The sequence below is a fragment of the Marinomonas rhizomae genome, assembly GCF_024397855.1.
GTDB lineage: Bacteria > Pseudomonadota > Gammaproteobacteria > Pseudomonadales > Marinomonadaceae > Marinomonas > Marinomonas rhizomae_A.
The window spans coordinates 1,626,699-1,643,474 of record NZ_CP073343.1; the positions used below are offsets into that span (position 1 = coordinate 1,626,699).

Below are 16,776 nucleotides of genomic sequence, written 5' to 3' on the forward strand. Positions count from 1 at the left end.
ATTTATGAAGCCGATTAATAATTGGAAGCTTCTAGGTGTTGAAGGCAACCGTGTAGATGTTCAGTGTGACGATCGCCACGTATTACATTTTTTTGTTTTAGAATCCAACGTGATTCGTGTCTTACTGAAAAAGAACGACACATTACAGCTTGAAAATAGCTGGTGTGTTTCCCCTAATGACAGTGAAACTGGCTGGGAAGGGCGCGACCGTATGAGTACGGAAGGCTTTACTTGTCCAGAATTTAACGTGTCAGAGCAGGATGATCAGCTAAGTATTGCTTCTGCATCACTTCGAGTGACTCTGTCGAAACCATTGAAACTCACATGGGAATACGTCGACGCGTCCGGTGAATGGCAGTATCTTGCGGCAGACCGTCAAAGCGGCGCCTATATGTTGGGCGTACAAAGCAACGACATTCATCATTATATGGCGCGAGACCTGTCGGAAAAATACTACGGATTGGGCGAGAAAACCGGTGACCTGAATCGTCACGGTTCTCGCTACCAAATGCGTAATATCGATGCCATGGGTTACGATGCGAAAAACACCGATCCATTGTACAAGCATATTCCTTTTTACATCACGAAAACCGAGCAAGCGAGCTTCGGTATTTTCTACGATAACTTGTCAACCAGTTGGTTTGATTTAGGTAATGAGCTTGATAACTACCACGGTTATTACCGTAGTTACCACGCAGACGAAGGTGATCTAGATTTCTACTTCATGTACGGTGAAAAAGTCGTTGATGTAACCAAAACCTATGTGAACCTAACAGGCCGTACTATTTTTGGTCCTAAGTGGAGCCTTGGTTACAGCGGTTCCACCATGCTTTATACGGATGCGGAAAACGCTCAAGAGCAATTAGGCGACTTTATTAAGCATTGTGACAATCACAGTATGCCTTGTGATTCTTTCCAGCTTTCGTCTGGCTATACCTCGATTGGCAATAAGCGCTACGTCTTTAACTGGAACACCAGTAAGGTGCCAAACCCACTTAAATTGAGTGAAGACTTTCATCAAGCGGGTCTTAAACTAGCAGCCAACATCAAGCCTTGTTTACTGCAAGATCATCCACGTTTTGATGAAGTGGCGTCAGAGAATTTATTCATTCAAGATTCTGAATTCGATTCACCTGAATCTTCCCAGTTTTGGGATGACTCCGGCTCGCACCTAGATTTCACTAACCCAAAAACCATCCAATGGTGGAAAACGAATGTCACCGAGCAATTGCTTGAAAAGGGCATTGATTCCACTTGGAATGATAACAACGAATACGAAGTGTGGGACAGCAACGCTCGTTGTGTTGGCTTTGGCAAACAAACGCCAATCAAGCTGATTCGTCCATTGCAGCCATTGCTTATGATGCGTGCGTCTTTTGAAGCACAAACGGAATTTGCACCGACCTTGCGTCCGTATTTGATCTCTCGTTCTGGTTGCCCAGGCATGCAGCGCTATGTGCAAACATGGAGCGGTGATAATCGCACTAACTGGCAAACCTTGCGTTACAACACACGCATGGGTGTTGGTATGAACCTTTCTGGCTTGTACAACATGGGTCATGACGTTGGTGGATTCTCTGGTGATCGTCCAGATCCAGAATTGTTCGTACGTTGGGTGCAAAACGGTGTCATGCATCCTCGTTTCACTATTCACTCTTGGAACGATGATAAAACGGTTAACGAACCTTGGATGTACCCAGAAGTAACGCCGATTATTCGAGAAGCTATGACGCTTCGTTACCGTTTGATGCCTTATTTGTATGACCTGCTTTGGCAGGCACATAAACATCACGAGCCTATGCTACGTGCAACCTTCTTAGACCACGAAGACGATGCTCGTACTTATGAAGAAAGCGATGACTTCATGCTAGGTAAAGATCTATTGGTTGCGTCTGTCGTAGAGCAAGGACAGCGAACTCGTCCTGTATATTTGCCTGATAATGGCGAAGGTTGGTACGACTTTCACCGCAAAACTTGGTACGCGGGTGGACAAAACATCACTTTGTCAGCGGCACTAGAAGAGATTCCTCTGCTTGCTCGTGCTGGTAGTGTGATTCCTACTAGTCGTCGTATTGCTCATGTGGATGCAGAAAAAGACACACAACGACAGTTCCTGGTTTTTCCATTCAAAGGAGCAGGACAACGTGATTTATCCGTGTTTGATGACGACGGACTATCAACGGGTTATTTAGACGGCAAATACTTACAGCTGAATATGACGTTGAAATCCGATCTTGAACGTATCGACCTAACAGTATCCCGTGAAGGTGAATGGCAACCGGCTTACAACGAAGTACGTTTTGCCTTGCCAGAAAATGAGCTGCGTCCTTTCTATGTCAACGGCAAGCGAGTCGATGCGTCTCAAGCTGTTGCCCTAAGCGAAATGGCCTAAGCCGAGGAAATGACATGAAAAACTTTATGACAGAAGATTTTTTGCTGACCACAGAAACCGCTAAGCGCCTTTACCACGAGTATGCGGCCGAGCAACCAATCTACGACTACCATTGCCATTTGAGCCCTCAAGAAATCGCCGAAAATCGACGTTTTAGTGACCTTGGTGAAATCTGGCTAGAAGGCGATCATTACAAGTGGCGAGCGATGCGTGCCGCAGGCATTGAAGAACGCTTAATTACTGGTGACGCTAGCTTTAAAGAGAAATACCAAGCTTGGTCGAAAACCGTACCTCAGTGTATTGGCAACCCAATTTATCACTGGACGCACTTAGAATTGCGTCGTCCTTTTGGTGTCACTGATGTGTTGTTTTCACCGAAAACGGCCGATGCTATTTGGGACCAATGCAATGACATGCTGCAGCAACCTGAGTTTTCAGCGCGCGGCATCATGCAGCAAATGAACGTGAAAATGGTCGGCACTACAGATGATCCTGCGGACAACCTAGAGCATCATAAATTCATTGCCAATGACAGTAGTTTTGATATTGCGGTCACACCAAGCTGGCGTCCTGATCGTGCCTTTAAAGTCGATCATGTTGGCTTCAAAGATTATCTAAACAAGCTAGGCAAAGCGGCAGACATCAACATTGCACGCTTTAGTGATTTGATTGATGCCTTAGCGCAACGTCTTGAAGTATTTGATGCTCATGGCTGCCGCAGTGCTGATCACGGGATTGAAATCATGCGCTTCGCCAACGAGCCAAGCGAAGTAGAGCTGGATGCCATTCTGTCCAAACGCATTAATGAACAGCCGTTAACCGAGCTTGAAATCGCGCAATTCTCCAGCGCTGTGCAAGTTTGGCTAGGCAAGCAATACGCGAAAAGAGGTTGGGTCATGCAGCTGCACATTGGTGCCCGCCGCAATAACTCATCTCGAATGTTTAAGCTGATTGGCGGCGATTCTGGTTTTGATTCCATGGACGATGGTGCGTTTGCCGAGCCATTGTCGGGGTTCTTAGATGCGTTAGACCAAACTGATGAACTGCCTAAAACCATTTTGTATTGCTTAAATCCAATTCATAACGAAATGTTAGCGACGATGGCGGGCAATTTCCAAGGTGGCGGCGTAGCTGGTAAGGTGCAATTCGGCTCAGGCTGGTGGTTTAACGACCAACTAGATGGTATGCAGCGTCAACTTACGAGTGTGGCGCAAATGGGCTTGCTTAGCCAGTTTGTCGGCATGCTGACCGACTCCCGTAGCTTCTTGTCTTATACTCGACATGAATATTTCCGTCGCCTATTGTGCGAGATGATTGGTGGATGGGTTGAGCGCGGTGAAGCGCCAGCTGACATGGTGTTATTGGGTAAAATGGTGGAAGATATTTGTTCAGAAAATGCTAAAAAATACTTCGGCTTCTAAATAGACAAGGAATCATATGATTACCATAAAAACAACAAAGACCTTATACGCACCTGACAAGGTGGATGTTGGCATTATTCACATCGGCTTGGGCGCCTTTCATCGTGCACATCAAGCGGTTTATATAGAGAAAAACCTTAATCGACATCAAGGTGGCGATTGGGGGATTTGTGCGGTAAATATTCGCTCGAATAGCCAATTGGTCGATGAGCTGAAAGACAATGGTTGCCGCTATCATATTGCCGAATACCAAGACAGCCAGAACGTCGAGTTGCGCGAGATCAACGCGATTCGTGATGCACTATTTGCTGGTACTGATAAAGAGCCGTTGTTTGCCAAGCTCGTTTCGCCAAAAACCAAGATCGTGACCTTAACTGTCACTGAAAAAGGCTATTACTTGGCACCAGCGGATAAAACACTGCGCCAAGATGATCCAAGTATTCAGCACGATATACAGAACCCAACCGCGCCAAAAACCGCACCGGGAATCTTGGTTGAAGCCTTGTACCGCCGAAAAGAATCTGGTTTAGAACCATTCACTATCTTGTCATGTGACAACATGCCAGAGAATGGTCGTTTAACTCGCCAAGTGGTTTGTGATCTAGCCGCTCTGCGTTCGGCTGAACTGGCGCAATGGATTCAAGATAATGTGGCTTTTCCTAGCTCTATGGTCGACAGAATCGTACCAGCCATGTCGGATGATTCTCGTGAACGTTTACAGAAAGAGCTGCAATGCGACGATCAAAATGCCGTGATGTGTGAAGCCTTTAGCCAATGGGTAGTAGAAGACAACTTCCCACAAGGTCGTCCAGATTGGGAAAACGATGGTGTACAAATGGTGGAAGACGTTCATCCATTTGAAACCATGAAACTTCGTTTATTAAACGGCAGTCATTCTTTGTTGGCGTATGTTGGCTTAGCCGCTAAGCATAAAACCGTGGCACAAGCCGTTGCGGATGAAAAATTCGCTAACTTGATTCGTCACTATATGAGCTGTGAAGCTTCGCCAACGTTGGACTTGCCTGAAGAAGTGCAAGTGCAAACCTACATTGAAAGTCTGGTGAGCCGCTTTGCTAATGACAGTCTGCAGCATCAGTTGTCACAAATTGCGATGGATGGCTCACAGAAAATTCCTCAGCGCTGGTTAAATGGCGCGGAAGAACGTTTAGCGAAAGGGGCGAAACAGGACGACCTTAATGCGACAGCGTTAGGTGTAGCGGCATGGCTATTTTATGTTCGCGGTGCTGATCTAGAAGGTAATCAGCACAAGGTTGATGACCCAATGGCGCAAACACTAAGCGAACTCCATGCTCGTTGTTCTGACCCAGAAAGCTTGGTTAGCGAAGCCCTAAAACTCAACGATATTTTTTCAACAGAAATCAGCCAAAGCGAGATTTTTTCTAATGCTGTGCTGAGCGCATATCAAACAATTATTTCAAGCGGTGTTGCGGAATGTTTGTCATTCAATAGCAGACTATTAAATAACAACACAGCGAATTTCGGAGGATAGAATGGAACATACTTGGCGTTGGTTTGGACCAAATGATGAAACGACGTTGACGGACATTCGTCAAACAGGCGCGACGGGGGTTGTGACCGCGTTGCATGAAATCCCTAATGGCGACGTTTGGCCAGTAGAAGTGATTAAAGCACGTAAAGCCATGATCGAATCGCATTCACTGCGCTGGTCTGTGGTTGAAAGTGTGCCAGTGCACGAAGACATCAAAAAGCGTACTGGTAATTATCAAGAGTACATTCAAAACTACAAGCAAACCCTTCTGAACTTAGCGGAATGTGGTATCGATACGGTGTGCTACAACTTCATGCCAGTATTGGATTGGACGCGTACGGATTTGGATTATGAACTTCCAGATGGTTCTCGTGCATTGCGTTTTGATCAAACGGCGTTTGCTGCATTTGAACTCTATATTCTAGAGCGCAAAGGTGCAGAATCTGACTACAGTGATGAAGAAAAAGCGCAAGCGAAAGTTTTCATGGAAAACTTAAAAGAAGACGATAAAAACCGCTTGGTAGCGAACATCATTGCCGGTCTTCCTGGCTCAGAAGAGAGCTACACGATTGAGCAGTTCCGTTCTAAATTAGACGAATACGCTGGCATCGACAAAGACACACTTCGTGAACACCTGAAGTTGTTCTTAGAAGAAATTGTACCAGCAGCAGAGCAGGGCGGTTTGCGACTAGCGATTCACCCAGATGATCCACCACGTCCAATTCTTGGTTTACCACGCGTTGTCTCTGTCAAAGACGACATCGAATGGTTGCTTGGTGCAGTGCCAAGTCCTGTGAACGGTATTACTCTTTGTACTGGTTCTTACGGTGTGCGTGCAGACAACGACTTGGTCGACATGGTGCAACGTTTTGGTTCCAATATCTTCTTCACACATTTAAGATCCACCAAACGTGAAGAAGTGGCAGGCAGCTTTCATGAAGCGTCCCACCTTGGTGGTGATGTAGACATGGTTGGCGTAGTTCGCGCATTGCTTGTTGAAGAGAAAAAGCGTAACGACAACAACGCACCGAGCCTGATCCCAATGCGACCAGACCACGGTCATCAAATCCTGAATGACCTAGATAAAAACTCGAAACCGGGTTACTCGAAACTAGGCCGAATGAAAGGCTTGGCGGAAGTTCGTGGTTTAGAGTTGGGCCTTAAAAGTACGTTGTAAGCTAGCAAATTACCAAACTTAAATGCAAAAATGCCTTCTGTACCGACATGGGACAGAAGGCATTTTTTTCTGGTGAAAAATGAAAAAGAACTTTAGTATCAATAGATAAGCGTTTATGTCGTAGACCTTTTACTGAGAGTAGTTACACCATTTAACAGTGTGTTATTGGTAAATTGGAGCTGAAAAAATATGGCTATCAGTGAATTTGAGATAAAACGTACCGAATCTGAGCTAGAGAAGTATCTTGCTAAGCATCGTCCTCCTGCCCACATTAGACATCAATTAGATATTGGATACCGTATATCTGGACAAAGCGTAGAGTTATTTGAAATTCGACCGCATTGGAAGATAGCGGATTTAAAAATTGAAACGCCGGTTGCTAAAGCTACGTTTGTAAAAACGAAAGGTTATTGGAAGGTGTTTTGGATGCGCCAAGATCTGAAATGGCACAGATACGATGTAAACCACGAAGTCAGTAGAATAGAGGTTTTTTTGCAAATGGTAAGCGAGGATGAACACGCTTGCTTCTTCGGGTGAAAATGTCTAATCACGTATCAACACAGGTTAGTAATATCACCGATTATCTAGCGGGTTTCAGCATTGCTTATACGTTTATTGACAGAGTTTGAAACTGGCTAGTCCCTCTTGATAGACATTGTGCCGGTTGGAAAGGGGAGTAATGTGCGAAAATCAGACAGGCTGTTTCAGTTAACGAATATTCTGCGTAAGCATCAACCAATTACAGCGAAGCAGTTAGCCGAAAAGTTGATGGTGTCAGAAAGAACTATCTATCGCTATGTGGATGATTTGTCTTTATCTGGAATACCCGTTTATGGCGAGCCTGGTGTTGGGTATCGTTTGCTAGAGGGGTTCGAGCTACCCCCCTTACAATTGACGCCGAGTGAACTGGAGGCGTTGATTGCTGGCGTGAGTTTCACGGCGTCTTTGACTGGAAAGAAATTTGCAGCTTCAGCACATTCTTTATTGTCAAAAATTGAGGCAGCATTGCCTAAAAAATCAAAGATGATTTCTAGTGAAGATCGAGTGATTAGGATGCCTTTAAGGCACAGAGAATCTGAAGTCTATAAGGTATGGGGGGATATTCATTCAGCGATAGAATCAGGGTGCTGGCTGAATATTGGTTATAACTCACTTTCAGAAATCGCGACATCGAGAGTTGTATTTCCTTTAGGGTTATTTTACTGGGGGGGGCGATGGACATTAGGCGGTTGGTGCCAGCTGCGTGGTGACTACAGAGATTTTAGATTGGACCGCATAACTAAATTAAATCATTGTGAACATGCGAGTGCTTTGCCAGAAGATGTTTCTTTGTCTGCATACATTGAATTTAAAAGTGCGAAAATTGACTGACACAATGCTGTCAGTAGTGAAGCCTTAGAGTGGGTGCTTAACCCATAACTGAGGCACTGACATGATAAATAATAACAACATTGATAATATTGGCGGTATGGAGTTTGCGACCTTTAGGCTTAAAGAAGGCGTAACAGAAACCAGATTAGTAGAGCTATCACATCAAGTAGAAGCCGAATTTCTTAGTCAGCAAGAGGAGCTCATTCTTCATTTTTTGGTACGTGGAGCCGATGGCATCTATGCCGATGTGGCAATTGCCAGTTCGCAAGAAAAAGCGGAGGAGTATTGCCAGCAGTGGCTGAGCAACAAAGTGGCGCTACAATATTTAGAACATCTTGATAAAGAATCAGTCAATATGACCTTTTGGACAAGGGTTAATTAGTTATTTTGGCGCAGATGAAAATAGAAGTTAAGAGGCTGTAACAGATAGTCCTAAAATAGAGTTTACAGCGTTAATCAAAATAATGGATTAAAAAGACCAAGTGATGAAAAATCTCACTTGGTCTTTTTGTTTTACCCAAGTATTCACGAGTTAATGAATGGCAAGTAACCAGAATGGCTATCTGTACGCTAGTTTATTTTATGGAAAGGACGGTTATAGTCGAGTCTGGTTGGTCTCTGTAACGTATCTTGATCGTCGGCTCCAGTGTAGAGAGTGTCGTTCTTGATATAAACGATACTGTGTTCTTCAGGGTAGAAGTGGGCGCCATCATATCGCATAGTGCGACTATCGAATTCGGTGACGATTGTGCCATCACTCAGGATAACGCCGTTCCCCAATGTAAATTTGCTAAGTGATGTAGGGTTCGGGGCCCCTGGTAAGGGGCTAGTGCAGCCAGCATCAATGTAGTTTTTGATATCTGTGGTGAATTCACTACGACTGAAGGATACGATCACGATATCATAGTGCGCTTCACCTTCTACATGCCCGCATGGTTTTCTCCAAGAGCCTTCAAGGTCACTGGTCGTCACGGTGGCGTTATATACTTTTTCGGTGTCGTCAGCATTGTTTTCTGTATCGGTACCTTCGCTCTCGGTATCCTCGATTTCTGTAACAGGGTTTTTATCGCTGCCTTTGAAATAATTTCCAATTTTAGTATAGCTTTCATTACCTACGCAGCCAGCCATTAGTGCCGAAACTAGGCTTAACAATACAAGCTTTTCCATAGCGTTTTTTTCCTTACGATCTTGTTAGTTCTAAATGGGATTAAAATAGTCTCGCATAAGGCGAGCAGTAGTAACAAGCATTACAGCGGCTCGCTTTTTAATCAAATTTTACTTTGTCTGTTTTTAGCAAAGCGGCACTACTGGAGTTCACCAACTTGTCGTTCTTTCTTTCGATAAAGAAAACGTCTAAGTTTTCCTCTTTGGCGATTTTTGCACCTTCAACTGGACCAAGGCACAACATGGTGGTTGCCCATGCATCGCTTATTCTAGGATCAGTACCGAATACCGACGCCGAAACAAGGTCATGAGTGATTGGCTTGCCTGTGCTTGGGTTGATTATGTGCGAATACTCCACGCCATTATCGTCGAAGTGACGGTTATAAGTGCCTGACGTATCAAGCGTGACGCCTTCTTCGTTTTTCACTGTGATGACTTTATAGACTTTTGGTGCGCCGTCAGCAGAAGGAATAGGGCTTTGGATTGCGACTCGCCATTTGTCGCCATTTGGCTTGTGTCCTTTGATTTTCATATCGCCACCAAATTGCACCATGTAATTATCGTAGCCTTTGGATTCTAATTCATGACTTAACTTGCCAATGGTGTAGCCTTCGCCCATAGAAGAAAAATCAAGCTGCAAAAAAGGGCGAGTTTTGCGTACGCGCATATTTTCTTCGTCGACTTCTATCTTTTCTATCCCAAGTTCAGATTTTAGGGCGGTTAATTCCTCTGGTGTTGGTACGTGAAGTTTGTCGGTTTTAAAGCCCCATAAATCGAACAAAGGCCCTATAGTTGGATCGTAACAACCTTCTGATTTGGCGTGTATGTCTTGGGCGATTTGAACAAGCTCTACAAAATCCTGAGAGACGGGTTGCCAAGCCACAGAAGGGCTGCGGTTAAATTTGGAAATAAAAGAATCTGGACGATAGGTAGAAAGCTCTTTGTCTATTTGAGCAAGGGTATCGTTAAATGCGGTTTGAACCTCTGTGACAGGAACGGCGTCTTCAGACCAAAAACTGATTTGGTAAGTTGTGCCTTGGGCATAACCTTCAACCGTTTCCAGTTTTGGTGGCTCACTGCAACCCACTAAAAACGTTGTCATTAGAATAGTACTAAAGCCTGCAACCTTGGTTACGTTAAAACCAGATTTTATCGAAGTAGACATGTGATTTAAGCCTTATGAAAAGTAAATTCAGTAAGTTTACCAGTGGATTATGATCAACTCTATTAACCAGCTTATCATCCACACTTATGTGCATTTTGTTGTTCTACTTTTGTTTTCAAAGCTCTGGAAGAAGGCCATTTCTAACCGCACCGGGGGAGATGCCTGTCATTCGTTTGAAGGCCCTACTAAAAGATGCTGTTGAGCTATAGCCAAGGCGATCTGCGATTTCGTCAAGATTCAGGTTGTCTTGGCTGATCCATTGGCTTGCGAGTCGCATGCGCAGATTGCCTAGGTATTGCTGTGGTGTGGAGTGGGTTAATTCGGTAAAGCGCTCAGCAAAGACAGACCGTGAAACGCCCATTTCGGAAGCCATATCTGCTACCGACCATTGTCGACCTGGGTCATGGTGTAGGGCGGATAAAACCTGTGCCAATTTGGGGTCGCGCATGGCTTCAACCCAGCCACACACATCGCATCCAACTTCTACCCAACGACGTAAAATCGCAGCGGCCACGACATCGGCAAGCCTTGTTAAAATGACGCTATATCCAGGTCGTTTGGCCTTTAGTTCTTTGGTCATGACATCTAGAATAGCCGGGATTTGAGGGTCGTAATCGGGCACGGTTTCAATATGCATGACTTCGGGCTTCAAATGGGCTAGTGGATGAAGCCAGCCTAAGTTGAACTCCATCGCACAACTGAAAATATAGTTGTCTTTTGATCTACAGATTTCGGTATCACAAGCACGGATTTCAGAGGAGGCATCACACAGTGATACTTTTTCAAAGGCATCGATACTGACTAATGGCACGCCGTCTTCGCTATAAATATCGTGCGCTCCAGCACAAGGCAGCAATACAGCATCACCACAGGCAAGTTTGTGTACTGCACCACTCTTGGTTCGAAGTAATACTGAACCTTGGCCAATAAAATGAAAGTACGCCAATTTTGTATCGGCTCCTTCACCATATTTCAGGCCAAATGGCGCTGAAATTTCGACACGCCGATATTCAAGGCCTTTAAGACGAACACCGGACAGAAGCTCGTTCACCATGTCGTGTCGGCTTTCATTGAATTGGCTAGTGGGTAAAGAAGGTTGCATAATGCTCCGGACGAAATGGTATGAATTTAAGATATATTGGTATATATCGTCTGGCCTGTCCATATTATTCTTCTTTGCATATTGTTCGATAGGCAATGTACAAACATTTATATCTAGAGGATTTTCAATGACGAATACCGTAAATGAACCATCCATGCAGACAAAAGAAACACCTGCCTGGTGGGCTGTGATAGCCATGACGTTAGGGGTTTTTGGGTTGGTCACGGCAGAGTTTTTGCCTGCTAGCCTTCTTACTCCGATGGCGTCAGACCTTTCCATTACCGAAGGCATGGCTGGCCAAGCGGTTTCGGCTACTGCTATTTTGGCGGTTGTTGCCAGCCTTTTAACGGCTACCGTGACCCGCAGAATAGATCGTCGATACGTATTGCTGGGCTTCTCTGTGTTATTAATTATCTCAAGCGCTTTGGTTGCGCTTGCTCCGAACTTCTTCTTGCTGCTGGCTGGTCGGGTATTACTTGGTATCGCGCTTGGTGGTTTCTGGACTATGGCGGCCGCTGTTGTCATGCGCTTGGTTCCCGATAAAGACATTCCTCGTGCGCTGGCTATTATGTTTAGTGGGGTGTCGGCGGCGACGATTTTTGCGGCACCGCTTGGCAGTTACCTCGGTGGTACTATTGGCTGGCGTAATGTCTTTTGGCTTGTTGCTTTACTAGGTGTTCTGGTTCTTTTCGTCCAGCTTGCGACCTTACCGAAAATGCCTCCACGTGGGCGAGCGACATTGGGTACATTGATAGCAGTGATGAATCGACCTCGAATGAAGTTTGGCCTAATAATGTTGGTGCTGATTTTTACGGGACATTTCGCTTTATTCACATACGTACGACCCTTCCTTGAAAACGTAACAGGTGTGGCTACGGCGGGTATTTCTGGCATTTTGTTGGGCTTTGGCGTGGCGAACTTCATTGGGACTCACCTAGCCGGTGCGTTAATTGCGCGATCTCTGCGTCTTACTTTAACCCTTGCACCATTGATCATTGGCTTAGCTGGAATAGGGATGGTTAGCATTCAGGGCGCTATCGCTCCAACCGCTGTATTGGTAGCGATTTGGGGGATGGCGTTTGGTGGCGTGCCTGTTGGTTGGTCAACTTGGATTACACGTAGTGTGCCGGACGAAGCCGAAAGCGGTGGTGGGCTTTTAGTTGCGGCTATTCAGGTTGGGATTGCAACCGGTGCTGCCGCGGGCGGATTAGTGTTTGATACAAGTGGTGCGTTGGGTGTCTTTAGTATCGCTGCTTTGATACTTCTGGCGGCTTCCTTGTTTGTCTCAATCGGCTTGAGAACTAAGCCCTCGCCAGTCGCAAAAAACATTTGATTTAAACATCGTCTATCTATAAAAATCATTAGGCTAATGATTAAAGCACCCTGATTATATTGTTAATAGTCAGGGTGCTTTTTTATTCATTGGGTATTAGTGTTTAAAGGTAAGTCTATTAATAGCCGCAATCCGAGTGATGCCATTAGTAAACCTGTCACCCGTTCGATCCATATCTTAAAAATCATTACTTTTTGTTGGATGCTTGCTGACGTGAGTAAGCATGCGACCAGTGCAAACCAGAGAAAATGCGCTAAAGCGATATAAGCGCCATAGCCAAGCTCCATCAATAAAGAGGTATCAGCAGAAATAACTTGGCTAAACAAGGATACGATGAACAACATGGTTTTTGGGTTGAGTGCGTTACAGGCAAAACCAGACCAAAATGCAGAGTTGTGTCTAGTTACTTTGTTTTGAAGTGAGACTTTATTTTTTGATAGTTCTGATGTCTTTCTAGATTGTGAGTCAAAAACGATTGCTTTTATATCGGGCCATAGGGCAGAAATGCCTAGCCAAATAAGGTACATGGCGCCAAGGTAACGCAGCGTATTTATAACCCATATATTGTTGGCAAAGACCACACCCAGCCCTAAGAGCGTATAAGCCAAATGTACGCTAATAGCGGCACTTATTCCGAACGCGCATAAAATTCCCTCTTGTCGTCCTTTTAGTAATGAGGTTTTTGACACCATGGCAAAATCTGGCCCTGGGCTTATGACGGCCAATAGGGTGATGACAGCAACAGAATACAACTCAAATTGATCGATGTTTAACATGGTATGGTGCTCTTATCTGTGAAAAATAAGAGTATGATTTGGTCTAGGATTAAATAAAATCGATAATTACTGGTGAATATTGTGAGTAATAATCACGCAAAAAGGCGACTGCCTCCTTTGGGGGCTTTGACAGCGTTCGAAGCGGCAGCAAGACATCAAAGCTTCTCTCGCGCGGCACAGGAACTTCATTTAACCCACGGAGCAATTAGTCGAGCGGTAGCGCAAATAGAAGAGCGCATAGGCGTTGAGTTATTTGTGCGTCGTAATCGTCGGGTTTATCTCACCACCGCAGGGCAGCGATTGTTAAAAACAACGTCGGAAAGCCTAGATGCACTCAGTCATACCGTGGAAGAAATTCATCGGCATAATAGTGCGTCGCCATTCTTGACCGTATCTTGTGAGCCCAGTCTGGCAATGCGCTGGCTAATGCCACGACTAGGTGCGTTTAGAGAGCTGTGTCCTGGCCTAAATATCGACTTAAGGATGGCGGGTGGTTCGATTGATTTGCTGTCGGAGAATTGTGATATCGCTATTCGCCGCATGGATTTCAAAGTTAAGGCTGATTATCAAGTTACAAGGCTCTGTTCTGAATTGGCAGGCCCTGTTTGTTCTAAAGCCTATTGGGAAAGTGTGCAGCAAGACTTAAATAAAGCCAGCTGGTTACATAGTCGGACTCGGCCAAATGCTTGGGATGAATGGAAAAGTGCTTATGGTATGGAGAAAATGATTCCAAACAATGAGCAACACTTTGATCATTTCTTTTACACCTTACAGGCGGCGCAAGATCAACTCGGCATCGCTATCGGCTCTGCGCCTTTGGTTTCTGATGATCTAAAAATACAGCGTCTTATTGCGCCATTAGGCATGCAGCCGACAGGGTGTGATTACGCTTTATTAACCCTTGACGAACTAAACTCAGATCCCAGAATCGCGGCATTTTCTAATTGGTTGCTAGAGCAAGTTACTCGCTAGAGCGAATCTAAGCCTTGATGTATATTTTATCGACAGAGTATCGATGACTGTCGTTTTATAAGGAGTATTCTGCGTGCACAAGATTTTTGTATTTGGAACATTGAAAGAAGGCTTTCCTAACTTCAAAACAAATAAAGGCGTTCGTTATCGAGGCGATTTTGAAACCAAACAGGGTTATCCGTTATACCTAGTTGGTGAGCGATTTTCGCCTTGGCTAATATTGCAAGCAGGCAAAGGGAGCCCGGTGAAAGGGCAAGTGTTTGATGTGTCAGACGACATCTTGGCGCAAATGGATACACTGGAAAGAATCACGGCGACAGACGGTTATCGTAAAGTGAGTATCTCTGTGGTTTGTCTTGAATCAGGTGATGAAATAAACGTCTTAGTCTATGGCAAGCCGCCAGAAATGTTAAATGGCGCGAAAGTTATGCAAGAGCTAGCCGGAGAATATTTGCTTGAACATGCGGCTCTGTATCGTAGCCGCATGTCGGATTGAAGCGGTTATAAGACTTTTTGGGTAAAGTGGTCTATACATAAAGCGTGCTCTAATCTACATGGCGCACGTATTTGGGCTGTAATATTGAGACCAAAAAGACGGTGTTTTGGTATGCAGTTCGATCAAAAAAACGGCCGTGTTTGTAGGCTTATCTAAAGCCGCCAGCGCCCCTGTCGTAAATTGTCATTCGGTGGACGCTTCCAAGCATTAGGCTGGAAATCTTTATCTCTATTATCACGTTGAATGCGCCTCAGTTGGCTGAGGCGCTGCAATATTTTTTTAACCACACCACGATAATCGTTGAAGCGATTATTTATGTAAGGAGCTGATCTGATGCAGCATTATTCAGGCTTTGGGTTGTTAAAGCACAGTTTTAGCCATCACGAAAATTGGCAGCGGGTGTGGCGTAATCCAACCCCTAAAAAGAAATACGATGTGATCATCGTAGGTGGCGGCGGACACGGTTTAGCAACAGCTTACTATTTAGCAAAGCAGTTTGGTGTTACGAATGTAGCAGTCATTGAGAAAGGCTTTCTAGGTGGCGGTAATACGGCACGTAATACGACGATCGTTCGATCTAACTATCTATGGGACGAGTCTGCGCATTTGTATGAGCATGCGATGAAATTATGGGAAGGTCTATCTCAAGATCTTAACTACAATGTCATGTTCTCTCAACGCGGCTGTTTAAACCTAGGTCACACATTACAAGATATGCGTGACATTGAGCGTCGTGTAAATGCTAACCGTTTAAACGGTATTGATGGCGAAGTACTGGATGCGAAGCAAGTGAACGAAATCGTTCCAATTCTAGATTGCTCTGGTAATGCTCGTTACCCTGTTATGGGTGCTTCTTGGCAGCCGCGTGCGGGTGTTGCTCGTCACGATGCTGTAGCTTGGGGTTTTGCTCGTGGTGCGGACATGCACGGTGTTGATCTAATTCAACAAACTGAAGTCGTTGATTTTATCATTGAAGACGGCACAGTAACTGGCGTAAAAACGGATCGTTACGGCGATATTATGGCAGATAAAGTAGGTTGTGTTGTCGCAGGACATTCAGGCTATATGGCTGCAAAAGCAGGTTTTGCATTACCGCTTGAGTCACATCCTCTACAGGCATTAGTATCTGAACCGATCAAGCCAATCTTAGATACAGTAGTAATGTCTAACCATGTACATGGTTACGCATCACAGTCTGATAAAGGTGATTTGGTAATCGGTGCAGGCATCGACAGCTATGTTGGCTATGGTCAGCGTGGTTCTTACCCAACTATTGAGCATACTATACAGGCGATTGTGGAAATGTTCCCGATCTTCAGCCGTGTACGTATGAACCGTCAATGGGGTGGTATCGTTGATACATGTCCTGATGCATGTCCTATTATCTCTAAAACACCAGTGAAGAATTTATTTTTCAACTGTGGTTGGGGTACGGGTGGCTTTAAAGCAACACCTGGTTCTGGTCACGTATTTGCTGCTTCTTTGGCAAAAGGTGAAATGCATGAGATGGCGGCGCCATTCTCAATGTTCCGATTCCACAACGGCGCGCTTATCGATGAGCACGGCGCAGCTGGTGTAGCACACTAACGGGAGATTCAGTTCATGTTTTATATTTATTGCCCTTACTGTGGTGAACACCGCGAAGAAGAAGAGTTCCATAACCAAGGCCAAGCTCATATTGAGCGCCCAGCAGATCCTGATTCTTGCTCGGATGAAGAGTGGGGGAACTACATGTTCTTCCGTAAGAATCCTCGTGGTTTACATCATGAAATTTGGGTTCACGCGGCAGGCTGTCGTAAGTTCTTCAACGTTACTCGACACACAGTAACGTATGAAATTAAAGAAGTTTACAAAATGGGTGAGCAACCTAAAGTAGTTGCAGAGTAAGGGAGCGGAT

At 45.0% G+C, this 16,776-nt stretch carries 16 protein-coding genes; 12 read left to right on the forward strand and 4 right to left on the reverse strand.

Features of this window, described 5'->3' with window-relative positions; all coding sequences use genetic code 11:
• Nucleotides 1-4: 4 nt before the first annotated feature.
• The 7 genes from KDW99_RS07535 to KDW99_RS07565 all read left to right on the forward strand — a co-directional run bounded on the left by KDW99_RS07535 (nt 5) and on the right by KDW99_RS07565 (nt 8,253).
• On the forward strand, nt 5-2,392 hold the full coding sequence (locus KDW99_RS07535; protein ID WP_255828686.1) for a glycoside hydrolase family 31 protein: 2,388 nt from the start codon (nt 5-7) through the stop codon (nt 2,390-2,392).
• A gap of 14 nt (nt 2,393-2,406) precedes the next feature.
• A complete protein-coding gene (uxaC, locus tag KDW99_RS07540) occupies nt 2,407-3,813 on the forward strand; it encodes a glucuronate isomerase (RefSeq protein WP_255828687.1) in 1,407 nt (468 codons plus the stop codon).
• Between the two features lie 16 nt (nt 3,814-3,829).
• A complete protein-coding gene (locus KDW99_RS07545; RefSeq protein ID WP_255828688.1) occupies nt 3,830-5,323 on the forward strand; it encodes a mannitol dehydrogenase family protein in 1,494 nt (497 codons plus the stop codon).
• Between the two features lies 1 nt (nt 5,324).
• Nucleotides 5,325-6,500, forward strand: a complete 1,176-nt coding sequence (gene uxuA / locus KDW99_RS07550) for a mannonate dehydratase (RefSeq protein WP_255828689.1) — start codon at nt 5,325-5,327, stop codon at nt 6,498-6,500.
• A 189-nt stretch (nt 6,501-6,689) separates the two neighbouring features.
• Nucleotides 6,690-7,037: a DUF3024 domain-containing protein gene (locus tag KDW99_RS07555; protein ID WP_255828690.1), complete on the forward strand. Its 348-nt coding sequence runs from the start codon at nt 6,690-6,692 to the stop codon at nt 7,035-7,037.
• Between the two features lie 144 nt (nt 7,038-7,181).
• Entirely contained in the window at nt 7,182-7,871 is a 690-nt protein-coding gene (locus tag KDW99_RS07560) for a helix-turn-helix transcriptional regulator (protein ID WP_255828691.1), read from the forward strand.
• Between the two features lie 61 nt (nt 7,872-7,932).
• The gene (locus KDW99_RS07565; RefSeq protein WP_255828692.1) at nt 7,933-8,253 is read left to right on the forward strand and encodes a hypothetical protein; all 321 of its coding nucleotides are present in this window, start codon (nt 7,933-7,935) and stop codon (nt 8,251-8,253) included.
• 188 nt (nt 8,254-8,441) lie between these two features.
• Here the strand turns inward: KDW99_RS07565 and KDW99_RS07570 are convergent, their stop codons facing one another.
• From KDW99_RS07570 to KDW99_RS07580, 3 genes are all read right to left on the reverse strand, one after another.
• Nucleotides 8,442-9,023, reverse strand: coding sequence for a hypothetical protein (locus KDW99_RS07570; protein WP_255828693.1), 582 nt, complete (start codon nt 9,021-9,023; stop codon nt 8,442-8,444).
• Between the two features lie 112 nt (nt 9,024-9,135).
• A complete protein-coding gene (locus tag KDW99_RS07575; protein ID WP_255828694.1) occupies nt 9,136-10,200 on the reverse strand; it encodes an FAD:protein FMN transferase in 1,065 nt (354 codons plus the stop codon).
• Between the two features lie 115 nt (nt 10,201-10,315).
• Complete coding sequence (locus KDW99_RS07580; protein WP_255828695.1) at nt 10,316-11,302, reverse strand: AraC family transcriptional regulator; 987 nt, start codon at nt 11,300-11,302, stop codon at nt 10,316-10,318.
• Between the two features lie 127 nt (nt 11,303-11,429).
• Here KDW99_RS07580 and KDW99_RS07585 point away from each other — a divergent pair, with 127 nt between their 5' ends.
• Nucleotides 11,430-12,635: an MFS transporter gene (locus tag KDW99_RS07585; RefSeq protein WP_370646885.1), complete on the forward strand. Its 1,206-nt coding sequence runs from the start codon at nt 11,430-11,432 to the stop codon at nt 12,633-12,635.
• A gap of 86 nt (nt 12,636-12,721) precedes the next feature.
• On the opposite strand, the gene KDW99_RS07590 is transcribed toward KDW99_RS07585, so the two are convergent.
• The gene (locus KDW99_RS07590; RefSeq protein ID WP_255828697.1) at nt 12,722-13,411 is read right to left on the reverse strand and encodes a LysE family translocator; all 690 of its coding nucleotides are present in this window, start codon (nt 13,409-13,411) and stop codon (nt 12,722-12,724) included.
• 81 nt (nt 13,412-13,492) lie between these two features.
• On the opposite strand from KDW99_RS07590, the gene KDW99_RS07595 reads away from it, so the two are divergent.
• From KDW99_RS07595 to KDW99_RS07610, 4 genes are all read left to right on the forward strand, one after another.
• Nucleotides 13,493-14,383 carry a LysR substrate-binding domain-containing protein gene (locus tag KDW99_RS07595; protein WP_255828698.1) on the forward strand — a complete coding sequence of 297 codons (891 nt, stop codon included), beginning with the start codon at nt 13,493-13,495 and terminating at the stop codon, nt 14,381-14,383.
• Between the two features lie 73 nt (nt 14,384-14,456).
• Nucleotides 14,457-14,879 (forward strand): gamma-glutamylcyclotransferase family protein, encoded by a 423-nt coding sequence (locus KDW99_RS07600; protein ID WP_255828699.1) that lies wholly within the window; start codon nt 14,457-14,459, stop codon nt 14,877-14,879.
• Nucleotides 14,880-15,212: 333 nt separating this feature from the next.
• A complete protein-coding gene (locus tag KDW99_RS07605) occupies nt 15,213-16,466 on the forward strand; it encodes a sarcosine oxidase subunit beta family protein (RefSeq protein ID WP_255828700.1) in 1,254 nt (417 codons plus the stop codon).
• A gap of 15 nt (nt 16,467-16,481) precedes the next feature.
• Nucleotides 16,482-16,766: a sarcosine oxidase subunit delta gene (locus KDW99_RS07610; RefSeq protein ID WP_114413271.1), complete on the forward strand. Its 285-nt coding sequence runs from the start codon at nt 16,482-16,484 to the stop codon at nt 16,764-16,766.
• The last annotated feature ends 10 nt before the right edge of the window (nt 16,767-16,776 follow it).

Bases quoted from the DNA above. Each gene is read 5' to 3' on its own strand.
- KDW99_RS07535 (WP_255828686.1), top strand. From the start codon at position 5: ATGAAGCCGATTAATAATTGGAAGCTTCTAGGTGTTGAAGGCAACCGT.
- uxaC (WP_255828687.1), top strand. From the start codon at position 2,407: ATGAAAAACTTTATGACAGAAGATTTTTTGCTGACCACAGAAACCGCT.
- KDW99_RS07545 (WP_255828688.1), top strand. From the start codon at position 3,830: ATGATTACCATAAAAACAACAAAGACCTTATACGCACCTGACAAGGTG.
- uxuA (WP_255828689.1), top strand. From the start codon at position 5,325: ATGGAACATACTTGGCGTTGGTTTGGACCAAATGATGAAACGACGTTG.
- KDW99_RS07555 (WP_255828690.1), top strand. From the start codon at position 6,690: ATGGCTATCAGTGAATTTGAGATAAAACGTACCGAATCTGAGCTAGAG.
- KDW99_RS07565 (WP_255828692.1), top strand. From the start codon at position 7,933: ATGATAAATAATAACAACATTGATAATATTGGCGGTATGGAGTTTGCG.
- KDW99_RS07575 (WP_255828694.1), bottom strand. From the start codon at position 10,200: ATGTCTACTTCGATAAAATCTGGTTTTAACGTAACCAAGGTTGCAGGC.
- KDW99_RS07580 (WP_255828695.1), bottom strand. From the start codon at position 11,302: ATGCAACCTTCTTTACCCACTAGCCAATTCAATGAAAGCCGACACGAC.
- KDW99_RS07585 (WP_370646885.1), top strand. From the start codon at position 11,430: ATGACGAATACCGTAAATGAACCATCCATGCAGACAAAAGAAACACCT.
- KDW99_RS07590 (WP_255828697.1), bottom strand. From the start codon at position 13,411: ATGTTAAACATCGATCAATTTGAGTTGTATTCTGTTGCTGTCATCACC.
- KDW99_RS07605 (WP_255828700.1), top strand. From the start codon at position 15,213: ATGCAGCATTATTCAGGCTTTGGGTTGTTAAAGCACAGTTTTAGCCAT.
- KDW99_RS07610 (WP_114413271.1), top strand. From the start codon at position 16,482: ATGTTTTATATTTATTGCCCTTACTGTGGTGAACACCGCGAAGAAGAA.